This is a genomic window from Streptomyces sp. NPDC050534 (assembly GCF_044457745.1).
Taxonomy (GTDB): Bacteria; Actinomycetota; Actinomycetes; order Streptomycetales; family Streptomycetaceae; genus Streptomyces.
Genome location: NZ_JBITHF010000016.1, coordinates 1 through 14,977, shown reverse-complemented (window position 1 = coordinate 14,977; position 14,977 = coordinate 1). Strand labels below are relative to the sequence as shown.

Here is a 14,977-nt window from a genome sequence, read left to right as displayed (position 1 = left end):
CGACTCCTGTACGAGTACGTGCATGTACAGCTCCTCTCTGTGACCGTGCTGTGCCCCTAGTACCAGGGACCCCTGTGACAGGTCTGTGACAGTCGGCTGACACGGCGATGAAGGTGCCCCGGCAAGCTTCTCGGCACAGGCAAGGAAGCACCGCCTGAGAAGACCGAACACCGGAAGTCCACGACGGGGGGCGCGAGATGAATACGCTGCACGGCACCAGCATCAGCGCAGTGATCACGCGCCTGCACGACGTGAACGGGGGCCGGGGTTCAGAGAAGTCCGGTGCCGTGAGCGGGCGGGGGTGCGCTCGCGGCACCGGGCGTCAGCACACCGGGTACATGTCGGTGGTTGACAGCACGGGGGAGAACCACGGGGGAAGCGCGTACAGGGAGGACACGGGGGAACGTCGCTCGCTGTCGGAGGCGGAGTTCACCGCCTACGTCCAGGAGCGCCGCGCCTCCCTGTACGCAACCGCGTACCACCTGACCGGTGACCGCTTCGAGGCCGAGGACCTGCTGCAGAGCGCGCTGTTCTCGACGTACAAGGCATGGGACCGGATCAGCGACAAGGCTGCGGTCGGGGGCTACCTCCGCCGCACCATGACGAATCTTCACATCAGCGCGTGGCGCCGCCGCAAGCTGAACGAGTACCCGACCGAGGAACTGCCGGAGACGCCCGGCGACACGGACGCGATGCGCGGCACCGAACTGCGCGCCGTCCTGTGGCAGGCGCTCGCCCGGCTGCCCGAACTCCAGCGCACGATGCTGGTCCTGCGCTACTACGAGGGCCGCACCGACCCGGAGATCGCGGAGATCCTCGACATCAGTGTCGGCACGGTGAAGTCGAGCATCTGGCGCTCCCTGCGCCGGCTGCGTGAGGACGAGGTCCTCAGCTTCGGCCGTGACGAGGAGGACGCCTTCGGGGAGCTCGTCGCCTGAGGGTCCGGGGGGAAGCAGGTAACGGGGGGAGCACGGGGGAAGGACGGGGGAACGGTCGCCGGGGACCCACGGGGGAAACGGGGGTCACTGGCGACCGGTAACCCGGGGGGAGCGCCACGGGGGAACGGGGGAGAGCGGGACTGGAAGGCCGGGGGGTCCGTCCAGTCCCGCTTTTCGTATGTGTGCCCGCCGGCGCCCGGGCGCCGGCGTTCAGCTCGTGGGCGCCGCCGCCGGACGCCGGCCCACCGCGGCGGCGGCCAGTCGGCCGAGGGCCTCGTCCCGGTCGCAGGCGTGTGCGCCGAGGGCGGTCTGCCGGGCGATGATCGAGCGCTCCTCGCGCATCAGCCGCCAGCCGCGGCGGACCAGGAACGGGACCGACTTGCGGCCCTCCTTGAGGTCGCGCAGGAAGCGCCGGCGGAACGTGCGCACCGCGCCGCGGTTCAGGCACAGCGCGTCGGTCAGCAGCCCCGACTCCCGGCAGCGCTCGACGATCTCGGCCGCGAAGATGCCCTCCGCGATGAACACCGGCGTCCGTCCGACGTCGACGGTCTCCTCGCCGGTGCGGGCGGACAGGGAGAGGTCGTAGACGGGGACGTTCGTACGGCCCGTGCGGCACAGGTCCGCGATCGCGGCGACGGCGGCGTCCGCGTCCCAGGAGTCCGGGTGGTCCCAGTCGATGTCGCCGCTGCCCGCCACCAGGGGCAGCGTCGGGTCCGCTCCCTCCTTGTAGAAGTCGTCGAGACGCAGCACGGGGAGGCCGGAGCGGGCGGCGACGAGGGACTTGCCCGAGCCCGAGGGACCGCAGAGCAGCACGACGCGGGCGGGCGAGGAGGGATGGATGCTCACGGGACACCAGTTTGACGTATGCCGTACGCCCTGCCGACCCCGCGGGTCGGCTTTTGAGCACGGATCACACCTCAACTACCCTTCGTGTCGACCCGATTACTCGACGCATCCGAAGGTGGCCTCAGCCATGGCACGACACTCGTCCCCCCTCAACTCCACCGCCACGCGCGCCCTGATCGCCCTGGCGGCCGCGACGGCGGCCCTCGGCGCGGGCGCGGCGACGGCGTCCGCGGACTCCGCCGCCGCGGCGCAGGCCGGTCCGGTGAAGGGCATCGGGGGCGACGTCACGATCCTCAGGGGCGCGGCAGGCGACCCGCACGGCAACGGCGTCGACATCCCGCTCTCCCAGCTGACCGGCCCCGTCACCCAGACCGGCCCGATCGGCGCCGTCCCGGCGCTGGAAGGAGTCGCGGGACTGCTGGGCGGCGGCGCGAGCGGCCTGTCCTGACGGCGGCCGCGCCGCAGCGGCGCACGCAGGAGAGCCGCGTCTTCCCCGGACGGAGGGAGGGCGCGGCTCTCGGTCTTGCGGCAGGGGGCTCAGTACGACGAGCCGGACGCGCCCAGCGCGCCCGTCGGGTGCCAGACGGTCTTCGTCTCCAGGAACGCCGTCATGCGGTCGGTGCCCGGCTCCGCCGACCAGTCGACTTCGTCCACAGGCTGTGGACGAAGAACCCGCTTGAGGTTGTCCGCCGCCGCGATCTCCAGCTCCTTCGCCAGTACGTCGTCGGCGCCGGCGCCCGTGAGGTCGATCGCGTTGACGTCCTGGTGCGCGGCCAGCGGGGCGGCGATCTCCGCCGTACGGCCGGACAGGACGTTGACCACGCCGCCGGGGAGGTCCGAGGTGGCCAGCACCTCGCCCAGCGACAGGGCGGGCAGCGGGGACTTCTCGCTCGCGATCACGATCGCCGTGTTGCCGGTCGCGATCACCGGGGCGATCACCGAGACCAGGCCCAGGAAGGACGACTCCTGGGGCGCGAGGACCACGACCACGCCCGTCGGCTCCGGCGAGGAGAGGTTGAAGAACGGGCCCGCGACCGGGTTGCCGCCGCCCACGACCTGGGCGATCTTGTCGGTCCAGCCCGCGTACCAGACCCAGCGGTCGATCGCGGCGTCCACGAGGGCGGCCGCCTTCGACTTGGACAGCCCCTCCGACTCGGCGACCTCGCGGACGAACTGCTCCCGCCGGCCCTCGAGCATCTCCGCGACGCGGTAGAGGATCTGGCCGCGGTTGTACGCCGTCGCACCCGACCACGCCCCGACCGCCTTGCGCGCGGCGACCACCGCGTCACGGGCGTCCTTGCGGGACGAAAGGGGCACGTTCGCCAGCCAGTTGCCCTTCTTGTCGGTCACCTCGTACACCCGGCCGCTCTCGGAACGCGGGAACTTCCCGCCCACGTACAGCTTGTAGGTCTTGAAGACAGAAAGTCGCTCGACTGCACTCATTTATCGCTCGCCCTCCGGGCTCGACGGGGCGAGGTACGCCTCCAGGCCATGGCGGCCGCCCTCGCGGCCGAAGCCCGACTCCTTGTACCCGCCGAACGGCGAGGTCGGGTCGAACTTGTTGAACGTGTTGGACCAGACGACGCCCGCCCGGAGCTTGTTCGCGACCGCGAGGATGCGCGAGCCCTTCTCCGTCCAGATGCCCGCCGACAGGCCGTACGGGGTGTTGTTGGCCTTGGCGACGGCCTCGTCGGGGGTGCGGAAGGTCAGCACCGACAGCACCGGCCCGAAGATCTCGTCGCGGGCGACCGTGTGCGCCTGGGTGACGTTCGTGAACAGCGTCGGGGCGAACCAGTAGCCGGAGGACGGCAGTTCACAGGCCGGGGACCAGCGCTCGGCGCCCTCCGCCTCGCCCCGCTCGACGAGCGTGGTGATACGGGAGAGCTGCTCGGCGGAGTTGATCGCGCCGATGTCCGTGTTCTTGTCCAGCGGGTCGCCGAGCCGGAGCGTCGACAGGCGGCGCTTGAGGGAGTCGAGGAGCTCGTCCTGGATCGACTCCTGGACCAGCAGCCGGCTGCCCGCGCAGCAGACCTGGCCCTGGTTGAAGAAGATGCCGGTGACGATCCCCTCCACCGCCTGGTCGATCGGGGCGTCGTCGAAGACGATGTTGGCGCCCTTGCCGCCCAGTTCGAGGGTGAGCTTCTTGCGGGTGCCCGCGACCGTCCGCGCGATCTCCTTGCCGACGGCGGTGGAGCCGGTGAAGGCGACCTTGTTCACGTCCGGGTGCGCGACGACCGCGGCGCCCGCGTCGCCGTATCCCGGAAGGATGTTGACGACGCCCTTGGGCAGACCGGCCTGGCGGCAGATGTCCGCGAAGAAGAGGGCGGAGAGCGGGGTGGTCTCGGCGGGCTTCAGGACGACCGTGTTGCCCGTGGCCAGCGCGGGGGCGATCTTCCATGCCAGCATCAGCAGCGGGAAGTTCCAGGGGATGACCTGCCCCGCGACGCCGAGCGGCCGCGGGTCCGCGCCGAAGCCCGCGTGGCCGAGCTTGTCGGCCCAGCCCGCGTAGTAGAAGAAGTGCGCGGCGACCAGCGGCAGGTCCGCGTCGCGCGTCTCCCTGATCGGCTTGCCGTTGTCCAGCGTCTCCAGGACGGCCAGCTCACGGCTGCGCTCCTGGATGATCCGGGCGATGCGGAACAGGTACTTGGCGCGCTCGGAACCGGGCAGCGCCGACCACTTCTCGAAGGCCTTGCGGGCGGCCTTCACCGCGCGGTCCACGTCCGCCTCGCCGGCCTGGGCGATCTCGGAGAGGACCTCCTCGGTCGACGGCGAGACGGTCTTGAAGACCTTGCCGTCGGCGGCCTCGGTGAACTCGCCGTCGATGAACAGGCCGTAGGACGGGGCGATGTCGACGATCGAGCGGGACTCGGGCGCCGGGGCGTATTCGAATGCGGGTGCCATGGTGATCAGTCCACCGTCACGTAGTCGGGGCCGGAGTAGCGGCCGGTGGCCAGCTTCTGACGCTGCATCAGCAGGTCGTTCAGGAGCGAGGAGGCGCCGAAGCGGAACCAGTGGTTGTCCAGCCAGTCCTCGCCGGCGGTCTCGTTGACCAGTACCAGGAACTTGATCGCGTCCTTGGACGTACGGATGCCGCCGGCCGGCTTCACCCCGACCTGGATCCCGGTCTGGGCGCGGAAGTCGCGCACCGCCTCCAGCATCAGCAGGGTGTTCGCAGGCGTCGCGTTCACCGCCACCTTGCCGGTGGACGTCTTGATGAAGTCGGCGCCCGCCAGCATGCCGAGCCAGCTCGCGCGCCGGATGTTGTCGTACGTCGACAGCTCGCCCGTCTCGAAGATGACCTTCAGGCGGGCCGAGGTCCCGCAGGTCTCCTTCACGGCGGCGATCTCGTCGTACACCTTGATGTAGTGGCCCGCGAGGAACGCCCCGCGGTCGATGACCATGTCGATCTCGTCGGCGCCCGCGGCGACGGCCTCGCGCACGTCCGCCAGCTTCACGGAGAGCGGGGCGCGGCCCGCGGGGAAGGCGGTGGCGACGGAGGCGACCTTGACGGTCGAGCCGGCCACGGCCTCCTTGGCGACGGGCACCATGTCGGGGTAGACGCAGACGGCCGCGGTCGACGGAGCCGTGCGGTCCGTCGGGTCGGGCCGGACCGCCTTGGCGCCGAGCGCCCGGACCTTGCCCGGGGTGTCCGCGCCTTCCAGCGTCGTCAGGTCGACCATCGAGATGGCCAGGTCGATGGCGTACGCCTTCGCGGTGGTCTTGATGGAACGGGTGCCGAGCGAGGCGGCGCGCGCCTCCAGGCCGACCGCGTCGACGCCGGGCAGCCCGTGCAGGAAGCGGCGCAGCGTGCGGTCGGACGTGGTGATGTCCGTCAGTGCGTGGGCTGCGGACGGTGCATTGGTGGGCATGGTCACCAGACGAGCATATCTACGCGCGTAGCGGCTGTACAGCCCGAGAAGACGGATCGCTGTACGGAAGGGACGCCCGGCCCCACGGCGCCCGCACGCCCCGCCTACGGCACAATCGCAGGCATGACGACCCCCGACCACGAGTCACCTGCGTCCCAGCCCCCCACCCCGGGGCAGCGGGACCGCGCCTACCGTTCCCCCATGGGCATCGCCGGAGGCGTCCTGCTGCTGGCCATCGTGGCCTGGCTCGGCATCGACGCGATCGTCTCCGGGCGCGACCGCACCCCCTGGCTGGCACTCGCCGCGATGATCTTCCTCGTCCCGCTGGTCGCGGCCTTCACACTGCGACCCGCCGTGTTCGCCAACGAGGAGCGGCTGCGCATCCGCAATCCCTTCCGCATCATCACGATGCCCTGGGGCCAGGTCGTCTCGCTGCGGTCCGGCTACTCCAACGAGGTCGTCGCGAAGTCCGGCGGCAAGTACCAGCTGTGGGCCGTCCCCGTCTCGCTGCGGGCCCGGAAGAAGGCGGCCGCGCGGGACTCCAGGGCGAACGCGCAGCGCGCCGCCGAGGCGAGCGGCCAGGGCGGCCGCCGCGGCATGGGCGGCGGCTTCGGACTCGGCGGCCTCTCCCGCGGCGCCGCCGACGTCTCCGACGGACCCGCACGCGCGGAGTCCGACAAGGTCATGGACGACCTGCGCGAGCTCCTGGAGACCAAGGGGGAGTCGGAGGCGGCGCAGGGCGAGGTGAGGGTCCGCTGGGCCTACGAGATCGCGGCACCGGTGGTGGCCGGTGCGGTGCTGCTGGCGATCCTGGTGGCGACGGGCTGAGCGCCGCACGGGACGCCGAACGGGGCGCCCGGTACGGGCACCCCGTTCCGCATGCCGGGCCGGCGGCCGCCGGCCGCATGCCTCAGATCCCGGCGGCGGCCGACAGGTCGCGCTTGATCGCCGTGAGGCGGTCGGTCGCGGCGGCGTGGGCGGCCGGAAGGCCGGCGTGCGTGGAGACCGGGACCACGACCTCCAGGTAGCACTTCAGCTTGGGTTCCGTGCCGCTGGGGCGGACGACGACGCGGGCGCCGTCGAGCGTGTAGCGCAGGCCGTCGGTGGGCGGGAGCGTCTCCGTGCCCTGCGTGAGGTCCTCGGCCCGGGTGATGGCCAGGCCCGCGAGCTCGGTCGGCGGCTGCTCGCGCAGGCGGCGCATCGCGTCGGCGATGACCGAGAGGTCCTCGACGCGGACCGAGAGCTGGTCGGTGGCGTGCAGACCGTGCTCCACCGCGAGGTCGTCGAGCAGGTCGGGCAGCGTACGGCCCTGCTCCTTGAGTTCGGAGGCCAGTTCGGTGATGAGCAGGGCGGCGGTGATGCCGTCCTTGTCGCGTACGCCGTCGGGGTCGACGCAGTAGCCGAGGGCCTCCTCGTAGCCGTAGCGCAGGCCCTCGACGCGGGCGATCCACTTGAAGCCGGTGAGGGTCTCCTCGTACGGCAGGCCCGCCTTCTCGGCGATGCGGCCCAGCAGGGAGGACGAGACGATCGACTCGGCGAAGGTGCCCCGGGCGCCACGCCGGACGAGGTGCGCGGCGAGCAGGGCGCCGACCTCGTCACCGCGCAGCATGCGCCAGTCGCCGCCGGCGCCCTTGACGGCCACGGCGCAGCGGTCGGCGTCGGGATCGTTGGCGACGATCAGATCCGGGTCGGTCTCGCGGGCCCTGGCGAACGCGAGGTCCATGGCGCCCGGCTCCTCCGGGTTGGGGAAGGCGACCGTGGGGAAGTCCGGGTCCGGCTCGGCCTGTTCGGCGACGAGGACCGGCTCGGGGAAGCCGGCCCGGGCGAAGGCGGCCAGGAGGGTGTCCTTGCCGACGCCGTGCATCGCCGTGTAGACGGTGCGGGCGGTGCGCGGGGAGCCGGGCGCCAGGACGGCGTCCGTACGGGAGAGGTAGGCGCCGAGGACGCCGTCGCCGAGGGTCTCCCAGCCGGTCTCCGGGCGCGGCACGTCGGCCAGGGCGGCGATCGCGTCGATCTCGGCGGCGATCTCCGCGTCGGCGGGCGGCACGATCTGCGAGCCGTCGCCGAGGTAGACCTTGTAGCCGTTGTCGCGGGGCGGGTTGTGGCTGGCGGTGACCTCGACACCGGCGACCGCGCCGAGGTGCCGTATGGCGAAGGCCAGGACCGGGGTCGGCAGCGGGCGGGGGAGCACGGCGGCCCCGAGACCCGCGCCCGTCATGACCGCCGCGGTGTCGCGGGCGAAGTCGGCGGACTTGTGGCGGGCGTCGTAGCCGATGACGACGAGGCCGCCGCCCTGGCCGATCTTCTTCAGGTACGCGGCGAGACCGGCGGCCGCCCGGATGACGACCGCGCGGTTCATACGCTGGGGGCCGGCGCCGAGCTCACCGCGCAGACCCGCGGTGCCGAACTGGAGCGTGCCGCCGAACCGTTCGGCGAGCTCCGTGACGTCCCCGGCCTCGATGAGCTTGGCGAGCTCGTCGCGGGTCTCCGCGTCGGGGTCCTCGGCGAGCCATGCGTGGGCGCGGGCTAGCAGGTCGTCGTGCACGTCGGGGTCAGCCTCTCGTGATCGTCAAAACCAGCGCTCCGGCGTTTGAGGAGCGGGGGTCCAGGGGGCGGAGCCTCCTGGTGCGTTGCCTACAGCCGGCCGAGTACCTGAGCCAGCAGGGAACCCATCCGCGTCGCCGAGTCGCGGCCCGCCTGCAGGACCTCCTCGTGGTTCAGCGGCTCGCCGGTCATCCCGGCGGCGAGGTTGGTCACCAGGGAGATACCCAGCACCTCCGCACCCGCCTCGCGCGCGGCGATGGCCTCCAGCACCGTCGACATGCCCACCAGGTCCGCGCCGATCACCCGGGCCATGCGGATCTCGGCCGGCGTCTCGTAGTGCGGGCCGGGGAACTGGGCGTAGACGCCCTCCTCCAGCGTGGAGTCGATCTCCTTGCACAGGGCGCGCAGGCGCGGGGAGTACAGGTCGGTCAGATCGACGAAGTTGGCACCGACGATCGGGGAGGTCGCCGTCAGGTTGATGTGGTCGCTGATCAGCACCGGCTGGCCGGGGCGCATGCCCTCCCGCAGGCCGCCGCAGCCGTTGGTCAGGACCACGGTCTTGCAGCCGGCGGCGACCGCGGTGCGGACGCCGTGCGCGACGGCGGCGACGCCGCGGCCCTCGTAGTAGTGCGTCCGGCCCAGGAAGACCAGCGCGCGCTTGCCGCCGAACCGGTAGGAGCGGATCTTGCCGCCATGTCCCTCCACCGCCGGGGGCGGGAACCCGGGCAGCTCGGTGACCTGGAACTCGGCGTCGGGTGCGCCGAGGGCGTCCACGGCCGGCGCCCAGCCGGAGCCCATCACGAGGGCGACGTCGTGGGTCTCGGCGCCGGTCAGTTCGCGCAGGCGCGAGGCGGCGGCGTCGGCGGCGGCGTGCGGGTCGCCCTGGATGTCGTCCGGAAGAAGAGATGCGTTCACGCGCACGAGAGTAGCCGGTCTGGGCCTACGCGCGTAGATGACGGAGCTCACGGGATGGCGATCGTTGTCTTGTCGTTTCCAACGAAAGCCGTGACGCAGCGGGGCCTCTGCGGCTCATGTGACGTGGCTGTGCGCAGGCTGTGCCCGGCCGCGGCGGCGGGCCGGGATCAGCAGGGGCGTTTCCGCAACTCCATCACGTAGTCGTGCGGAGCCCCCGCGGACTCCGCCGCGTCGGCGATCTCGCCCAGATAGCGCGCCGCCGGCAGACCGCCCTCGTAGCCGTCGAGGACGTACGTCCAGGCGGGCTCCTCGCCGTCCAGCGTGTGCACCCGGGTCCGCATCCGGCGGTAGATGCCGAGCCCGACGCCCTCCCAGCGGTCCATGGCCTCCTCGTCGGGCGGCGCGATGTCGTACAGCGCGACGAAGACCTGGCAGAAGGGGTCTTCGACGATCGTCGCCAGCGCGCCCTCCCAGCCCATGTGCTCGCCCCCGAAGGTCAGCCGCCAGCCGTTCAGCCAGCCGGTGGCGCGCAGCGGCGAGTGGGGGGCGCGACGGGACATCAGCCGCGCATCGAGGTTTCCGGCGTACGCGGCGTAGAGCGACATGCGTCGAGAGTACGGCAGCGGACACACCCGCCCCGCCGGTACCGGAGGCCCCTTGCCAACCCATTGCCCCGCGCCGGCGGAACCCGGGGGCCCGGGCCCCCGGGCAGAAGCACCTTGAGGAGTGCGGGACAATGGGGTACGTGACTCGGATCGTGATCATCGGTGGCGGACCCGGCGGATACGAGGCGGCCCTGGTGGCCGCCCAGCTCGGCGCGGAGGTGACCGTCGTCGACTGCGACGGTCTGGGCGGAGCGTCGGTGCTGACCGACTGCGTGCCGTCGAAGACCCTTATCGCCACGGCCGAGGTGATGACCACCTTCGACTCGTCGTACGAAGAGCTCGGCATCATCGTCGCCGACGACACCCCGCCGCTGGAGCAGGCTGCGCGGGTCGTGGGCGTGGACCTCGGCAAGGTGAACCGCCGTGTGAAGCGGCTCGCCCTCGCCCAGTCGCACGACATCACCGCCTCGGTCACGCGTGCGGGCGCCCGGGTCATGCGCGGCCGCGGCCGCCTCGAGGGCATGCAGGCCCTCGACGGCTCCCGCAAGGTCGTGGTCGCGGCCGCGGACGGCAGCGAGGAGACCCTCACCGCCGACGCCGTCCTGATCGCCACCGGCGGCCACCCGCGCGAGGTGCCCGACGCCCAGCCCGACGGCGAGCGCATCCTCAACTGGACGCAGGTGTACGACCTGACCGAGCTCCCCGAGGAGCTCATCGTGGTCGGCTCCGGTGTCACCGGCGCCGAGTTCGCCGGCGCCTACCAGGCCCTCGGCTCGAAGGTGACCCTCGTCTCCTCCCGCGACCGCGTGCTGCCCGGCGAGGACCCGGACGCCGCCGCCGTCCTGGAGGACGTCTTCCGCCGCCGCGGCATGAACGTCATGGCGCGCTCCCGTGCCGCCGCCGCCAAGCGGGTCGGCGACCGGGTCGAGGTCACCCTGTCCGACGGCCGGGTCATCACCGGCACGCACTGCCTGATGGCGGTCGGCGCCATCCCGAACAGCCAGGGCATGGGCCTGGAGGAGGCCGGCGTCAGGCTGCGCGACTCCGGGCACATCTGGACCGACAAGGTCTCGCGCACCACCGCCCCGGGCGTCTACGCGGCCGGCGACGTGACCGGCGTCTTCGCGCTCGCGTCCGTCGCCGCCATGCAGGGACGTATCGCCATGTACCACTTCCTCGGCGACGCGGTGGCCCCGCTGAACCTGAAGACGGTCTCGTCCAACGTCTTCACCGACCCCGAGATCGCGACCGTCGGCTACACGCAGGCGGACGTCGACGGCGGCAAGATCGACGCCCGCGTCGTCAAGCTGCCCCTGCTGCGCAACCCGCGCGCCAAGATGCAGGGCATCCGCGACGGGTTCGTGAAGCTGTTCTGCCGCCCGGGCACGGGGATCGTGGTCGGCGGTGTCGTCGTCTCGCCGCGCGCCTCGGAACTGATCCACCCGATCTCGATCGCCGTCGACAACAATCTGACGGTCGAACAGATCGCGAACGCGTTCACCGTGTATCCGTCCCTTTCGGGGTCGATCGCGGAGGTCGCCCGCCAGCTCCACACGCGCAAGACGAGCGGGGACGTCTAGGCTCTGTCCAGCGGCCGGATCCGACTCCCCGCTGGTCACAGGGAGTTGTCGAGCATGCGTGCGGCATAGGCGGGGCGGGTAGGCCCCATACCACTTCCCGGCCTTCTGTGCGAACAACTTCTGTTATTCGGCGCAAACTGCTGAAACCAGACGGTCGTTGGGGTTACTGTCAGTTTCGTGTTCGCTGCAGAACGTCGCCAATTGATCCTCGAAATGGTGCGAGCGAACGGGGCCGTATCGCTCCGTGAGCTCGCCCGCGTCGTCCAGACCTCCGAAGTGACCGTACGGCGGGACGTGCGCGCACTGGAGGCAGAAGGACTCCTCGACCGCCGGCACGGCGGTGCGGTACTGCCGGGCGGGTTCACGCGGGAGTCCGGCTTTCCGCAGAAATCACATCTCGCGACCGCCGAGAAGACCGCCATCGCGGACCTCGCCGCCAACTTCGTGGAAGAAGGCGAGGCCATCGTGGTCGGGGCGGGCACCACCACCCAGGAGCTGGCCCGCCGGCTCGCCCGGGTGCCCGGGCTGACCGTCGTCACCAACTCCCTGCTGGTCGCCCAGGCGTTGGCCCATGCCAACCGCGTGGAGGTCGTGATGACCGGCGGCACGCTGCGCGGTTCCAACTACGCGCTCGTGGGCAGCGGAGCCGAGCAGTCCCTGCAGGGACTTCGGGTCTCGCGGGCCTTCCTCTCCGGGAGCGGGCTCACCGCCGAGCGCGGGCTGTCCACGTCCAACATGCTCTCGGCGTCCGTCGACCGGGCGCTGGTGCAGGCGGCGGCGGAGGTCGTCGTCCTCGCCGATCACACCAAGCTCGGTACGGACACCATGTTCCAGACCGTGCCCACGGACGTGATCACCCGGCTGGTGACGGACGAGCCGCCGGCGCACGACGACCGGGCGGCGACCGAGCTGCAGGCCCTTGCCGATCAAGGGGTGCAGATCGCGGTGGCCGGGGCGTCCGGGAACTCGGGCGGTGATTCGGTCCCCCCGCGCCAGCCGCGCCGGGACGTGGCCCTGCCGGGACCTCGGCGCGGGCCGTCCGGGCTCAGGACGGCGACGGTGCTCGGTGAGACGTCGGCGGGGGCGGAGCAGCGGGCGCGGGTCGCGGATATGCGGCGGCGCTAGGGGTTTGCGCCTCGGCGCCGTGGGGGCTCGTGTTCGTGGGCGAGTGCGGGTCCGTCGTGGCTTGTCGCGCCCGCGCGGCGGAGCCGCATATTGAACACAGCCCCGCGCCCCTTGGGGCGTTGCTGCTAGACGGCTCTCAAGCCCTGCAGGGTGAGCGTCAGCAGGCGGTCCGCGAGGTCCGGGTCCGCCGGGGATTCCTCTGCCGCCAGTGCGATGGCGTGGGTCAGTTGGAGGAGATCGCCGATGGTGACGCCGGGGCGGATCCTTCCCGCTTCCTGGGCGCGGAGCAGCAGGGCGCTGCCCGCCTCGCGGATCGGGTCGCTGCATCGGGAGAGGGCCGACGTGGTGTCGGCGGAGACCGACAGCAGGGCCCGGGCCAGACCGCGGTACTCGCTCGCGTGCGTGACCGTCTCGCGGAGCCAGGTCACCAGTGCCGTGCAGGGCTCGGGGGCGCCGAGCAGTTCGCGGGAGCGGGCGAGCAGGTCGCCGACCGCGTCCTCGAAGACGGCGCTCAACAGGGCGTGCCGGTTGGGGAAGTGACGGTAGAGCGTGCCGATGCCGACGCCCGCGCGGCGGGCCACGTCCTCCAGGGACGCGTCCGTGCCGTGGGCGGCGAAGGCGGAGCGGGCCTCGGCGAGCAGCCGTTCGTGGTTGCGGCGGGCGTCGGCCCGCATGGCGCGCGGCGTCGCGGGTGTCACCGTGGCACCGCCGTGCGCCGCGGTCTGCGCCGACGTCGTGTCCACCATGCCTCCCGTTCGTCCTCGCGTGCGCCCCCTTCTGCCTCAAGAATGCCATCGAGGATGCGCGAGCGGGCTTGAAGGACCGTGCACAGGCCGTACCGTCTTCTCAGGCGGGAGCAGCGCCGGGAGATCGGGATGGACATCAGCGGTGCGGACGCGCGTCACGTGCTGACGCTCGTGGAGGATCTGGAGGAGTCCGACTCCGTCCGGGAGTTGCAGGAGCGGGCGCTGCCCGGGCTGCTCGGACTGATCGGCGCCGACGCGGCCCAGTGCTACCGGTTCTCGGCCGACGGATCGGCGGTGTCCGCCCTCTCGCTGCCGCACGAGTCCTTCCACGAGGACCCGATGGTCATCTACGACCATCCCCTCGACCACCCGCTGACCGACGCGATGCTGGAGACGCCGGCCCCGGACGCCTGGCGGGTGAGTGACGTCGCCGGGGACCGGGAGTGGCGGCGCACCCACTGCTACAACCTGGACTTCCGTCCCTTCGGGCTGCGCCGTCACCTGGTGGCATCGGCCGGCTCGGACGCGGCCACGGTCGAGGGGTACGCGCTGGCCCGCTCGGGGGAGGACTTCACCGAGCACGACCGCGACCTGTTCGGCTTCGCCCAGCTCCGGCTCGGCCTCGCGGAACGGGCGGTGCGCGAGCGCGAGCAGTTGCGCGCGCTGGCCGCCGTGGCCCTGGAGCTGGCCGGCGGGCACGAGCGCGGGGTCGCCGCCCTCGACGGGAACGGGCGCCCGCAGGCTCTCAACGCCGTCGCCGCCGGCCTGCTGGCCGTGGTGGGGGACGATCCGCGGCTGGGACGGCCCGAGTCGTTCGTCGCCCGGCACATCGAGGTGCGGTACGTGCCCCCGGCCGGACCCGGGCTCTCCGCCCTGCTTCTCCTGCGCGACCTCGCCCGCGCCCGCGCGACGGCCCGCAGGCACGGGGTCACCGAGCAGGAGCACCGCACGCTGCTCCATCTCCACGAGGGGCGTACGGCGACCGAGACGGCCCGGCACATGGGTCTTTCGCCGACCACCGTAAGGGGCTACATCGCCTCCCTGCACCGCAAGTTGGAGGCGGGGCACACGGCGGCGCTGTTGCGCCGGGGGCGGGATCTCGGGCTGATCGGCGACTGACGAATGCGATACGTCGCGACCCGTCAGAATTGACGGGTGGTCGCCGGACACGTCCCACCGCTTCACTGATCTGAGGCGCTCCGCGCGAGGACGGCACCTGCCGGGTGCGGCGCGCCGGTCGAGACCGATGCCTCGGGGGACGGGGGAGAAAAACGAGGCGCCCGGCGGACCTGTTGCTCCAGTCCGCCGGGCGCCTCGTGAACGTTCCGGTCGTCAGTCCTTGATCTCGCAGATGGCGGCGCCGGAGGTGAGGGAGGCGCCGATCTCGGCGGACAGGCCCTTGATGGTGCCGGACTTGTGCGCGTTGAGGGGCTGTTCCATCTTCATGGCCTCCAGGACGACGACGAGGTCGCCCTCGTTGACCTCCTGGCCCTCCTCGACGGCGACCTTGACGATGGTGCCCTGCATCGGGGAGGCGAGGGTGTCGCCGGAGGCGAGGGGGCCGGACTTCTTGGCCGCGCGCCGTTTGGGGCGGGCGCCGGCCGCCAGGCCGGTGCGGGCCAGGGACATGCCCAGCGAGGACGGCAGGGAGACCTCCAGGCGCTTGCCGCCGACCTCGACGACGACCGTCTCGCGGCCCGGCTCCTCGTCCGTGTCCGCGTCGGCGGGGGCGGCGAAGGGCTTGATCTCGTTGACGAACTCGGTCTCGATCCAGCGGGTGTGGATGGTGAACGGCTCGGTGCTGCCGGT

The 14,977-nt window shown here is 72.0% G+C and carries 15 protein-coding genes; 6 read left to right on the top strand and 9 right to left on the bottom strand.

What is annotated here, in order from left to right; translation table 11 throughout:
* Positions 1-197: 197 nt before the first annotated feature.
* Positions 198-938, top strand: a complete 741-nt coding sequence (locus tag ACIBN2_RS39060; RefSeq protein WP_399141868.1) for a SigE family RNA polymerase sigma factor — start codon at positions 198-200, stop codon at positions 936-938.
* Between the two features lie 210 nt (positions 939-1,148).
* Here the strand turns inward: ACIBN2_RS39060 and ACIBN2_RS39055 are convergent, their stop codons facing one another.
* Complete coding sequence (locus tag ACIBN2_RS39055) at positions 1,149-1,784, bottom strand: uridine kinase (protein ID WP_399141867.1); 636 nt, start codon at positions 1,782-1,784, stop codon at positions 1,149-1,151.
* A gap of 127 nt (positions 1,785-1,911) precedes the next feature.
* Here ACIBN2_RS39055 and ACIBN2_RS39050 point away from each other — a divergent pair, with 127 nt between their 5' ends.
* Positions 1,912-2,232, top strand: a complete 321-nt coding sequence (locus ACIBN2_RS39050; protein WP_399141865.1) for a hypothetical protein — start codon at positions 1,912-1,914, stop codon at positions 2,230-2,232.
* Between the two features lie 89 nt (positions 2,233-2,321).
* Here the strand turns inward: ACIBN2_RS39050 and ACIBN2_RS39045 are convergent, their stop codons facing one another.
* The 3 genes from ACIBN2_RS39045 to deoC are packed head-to-tail and all read right to left on the bottom strand — an operon-like array spanning position 2,322 to position 5,653.
* Positions 2,322-3,227, bottom strand: a complete 906-nt coding sequence (locus ACIBN2_RS39045; protein ID WP_399141863.1) for an aldehyde dehydrogenase family protein — start codon at positions 3,225-3,227, stop codon at positions 2,322-2,324.
* Positions 3,228-4,685, bottom strand: coding sequence for an aldehyde dehydrogenase family protein (locus ACIBN2_RS39040; protein WP_399141861.1), 1,458 nt, complete (start codon positions 4,683-4,685; stop codon positions 3,228-3,230).
* A 5-nt stretch (positions 4,686-4,690) separates the two neighbouring features.
* Positions 4,691-5,653 (bottom strand): deoxyribose-phosphate aldolase, encoded by a 963-nt coding sequence (deoC, locus tag ACIBN2_RS39035; RefSeq protein WP_399141859.1) that lies wholly within the window; start codon positions 5,651-5,653, stop codon positions 4,691-4,693.
* Positions 5,654-5,776: 123 nt separating this feature from the next.
* Between deoC and ACIBN2_RS39030 the strand changes: the two genes are divergently transcribed.
* The gene (locus ACIBN2_RS39030; RefSeq protein ID WP_399141858.1) at positions 5,777-6,481 is read left to right on the top strand and encodes a PH domain-containing protein; all 705 of its coding nucleotides are present in this window, start codon (positions 5,777-5,779) and stop codon (positions 6,479-6,481) included.
* Positions 6,482-6,563: 82 nt separating this feature from the next.
* On the opposite strand, the gene ACIBN2_RS39025 is transcribed toward ACIBN2_RS39030, so the two are convergent.
* The 3 genes from ACIBN2_RS39025 to ACIBN2_RS39015 all read right to left on the bottom strand — a co-directional run bounded on the left by ACIBN2_RS39025 (position 6,564) and on the right by ACIBN2_RS39015 (position 9,717).
* Entirely contained in the window at positions 6,564-8,198 is a 1,635-nt protein-coding gene (locus ACIBN2_RS39025; protein ID WP_399141857.1) for a phospho-sugar mutase, read from the bottom strand.
* Positions 8,199-8,287: 89 nt separating this feature from the next.
* Positions 8,288-9,112 carry a purine-nucleoside phosphorylase gene (locus ACIBN2_RS39020; RefSeq protein WP_399141855.1) on the bottom strand — a complete coding sequence of 275 codons (825 nt, stop codon included), beginning with the start codon at positions 9,110-9,112 and terminating at the stop codon, positions 8,288-8,290.
* Positions 9,113-9,279: 167 nt separating this feature from the next.
* Positions 9,280-9,717, bottom strand: a complete 438-nt coding sequence (locus ACIBN2_RS39015) for a gamma-glutamylcyclotransferase (RefSeq protein WP_399141853.1) — start codon at positions 9,715-9,717, stop codon at positions 9,280-9,282.
* Between the two features lie 131 nt (positions 9,718-9,848).
* Here ACIBN2_RS39015 and ACIBN2_RS39010 point away from each other — a divergent pair, with 131 nt between their 5' ends.
* A complete protein-coding gene (locus ACIBN2_RS39010) occupies positions 9,849-11,297 on the top strand; it encodes an NAD(P)H-quinone dehydrogenase (protein WP_399141851.1) in 1,449 nt (482 codons plus the stop codon).
* Positions 11,298-11,474: 177 nt separating this feature from the next.
* The gene (locus ACIBN2_RS39005; protein ID WP_399141849.1) at positions 11,475-12,422 is read left to right on the top strand and encodes a DeoR/GlpR family DNA-binding transcription regulator; all 948 of its coding nucleotides are present in this window, start codon (positions 11,475-11,477) and stop codon (positions 12,420-12,422) included.
* 125 nt (positions 12,423-12,547) lie between these two features.
* On the opposite strand, the gene ACIBN2_RS39000 is transcribed toward ACIBN2_RS39005, so the two are convergent.
* Positions 12,548-13,096, bottom strand: a complete 549-nt coding sequence (locus tag ACIBN2_RS39000; RefSeq protein WP_399142154.1) for a TetR/AcrR family transcriptional regulator — start codon at positions 13,094-13,096, stop codon at positions 12,548-12,550.
* A 201-nt stretch (positions 13,097-13,297) separates the two neighbouring features.
* Here ACIBN2_RS39000 and ACIBN2_RS38995 point away from each other — a divergent pair, with 201 nt between their 5' ends.
* Positions 13,298-14,287 carry a response regulator transcription factor gene (locus ACIBN2_RS38995; protein WP_399141847.1) on the top strand — a complete coding sequence of 330 codons (990 nt, stop codon included), beginning with the start codon at positions 13,298-13,300 and terminating at the stop codon, positions 14,285-14,287.
* 213 nt (positions 14,288-14,500) lie between these two features.
* On the opposite strand, the gene ACIBN2_RS38990 is transcribed toward ACIBN2_RS38995, so the two are convergent.
* Positions 14,501-14,977, bottom strand: a 477-nt coding sequence (locus tag ACIBN2_RS38990; RefSeq protein WP_399141845.1) for a biotin/lipoyl-containing protein, incomplete at its 5' end; no start/stop codon positions are given.

Bases quoted from the DNA above. Each gene is read 5' to 3' on its own strand.
- ACIBN2_RS39060 (WP_399141868.1), top strand. From the start codon at position 198: ATGAATACGCTGCACGGCACCAGCATCAGCGCAGTGATCACGCGCCTG.
- ACIBN2_RS39050 (WP_399141865.1), top strand. From the start codon at position 1,912: ATGGCACGACACTCGTCCCCCCTCAACTCCACCGCCACGCGCGCCCTG.
- ACIBN2_RS39045 (WP_399141863.1), bottom strand. From the start codon at position 3,227: ATGAGTGCAGTCGAGCGACTTTCTGTCTTCAAGACCTACAAGCTGTAC.
- ACIBN2_RS39040 (WP_399141861.1), bottom strand. From the start codon at position 4,685: ATGGCACCCGCATTCGAATACGCCCCGGCGCCCGAGTCCCGCTCGATC.
- deoC (WP_399141859.1), bottom strand. From the start codon at position 5,653: ATGCCCACCAATGCACCGTCCGCAGCCCACGCACTGACGGACATCACC.
- ACIBN2_RS39030 (WP_399141858.1), top strand. From the start codon at position 5,777: ATGACGACCCCCGACCACGAGTCACCTGCGTCCCAGCCCCCCACCCCG.
- ACIBN2_RS39015 (WP_399141853.1), bottom strand. From the start codon at position 9,717: ATGTCGCTCTACGCCGCGTACGCCGGAAACCTCGATGCGCGGCTGATG.
- ACIBN2_RS39010 (WP_399141851.1), top strand. From the start codon at position 9,849: ATGGGGTACGTGACTCGGATCGTGATCATCGGTGGCGGACCCGGCGGA.
- ACIBN2_RS39000 (WP_399142154.1), bottom strand. From the start codon at position 13,096: ATGCGGGCCGACGCCCGCCGCAACCACGAACGGCTGCTCGCCGAGGCC.
- ACIBN2_RS38995 (WP_399141847.1), top strand. From the start codon at position 13,298: ATGGACATCAGCGGTGCGGACGCGCGTCACGTGCTGACGCTCGTGGAG.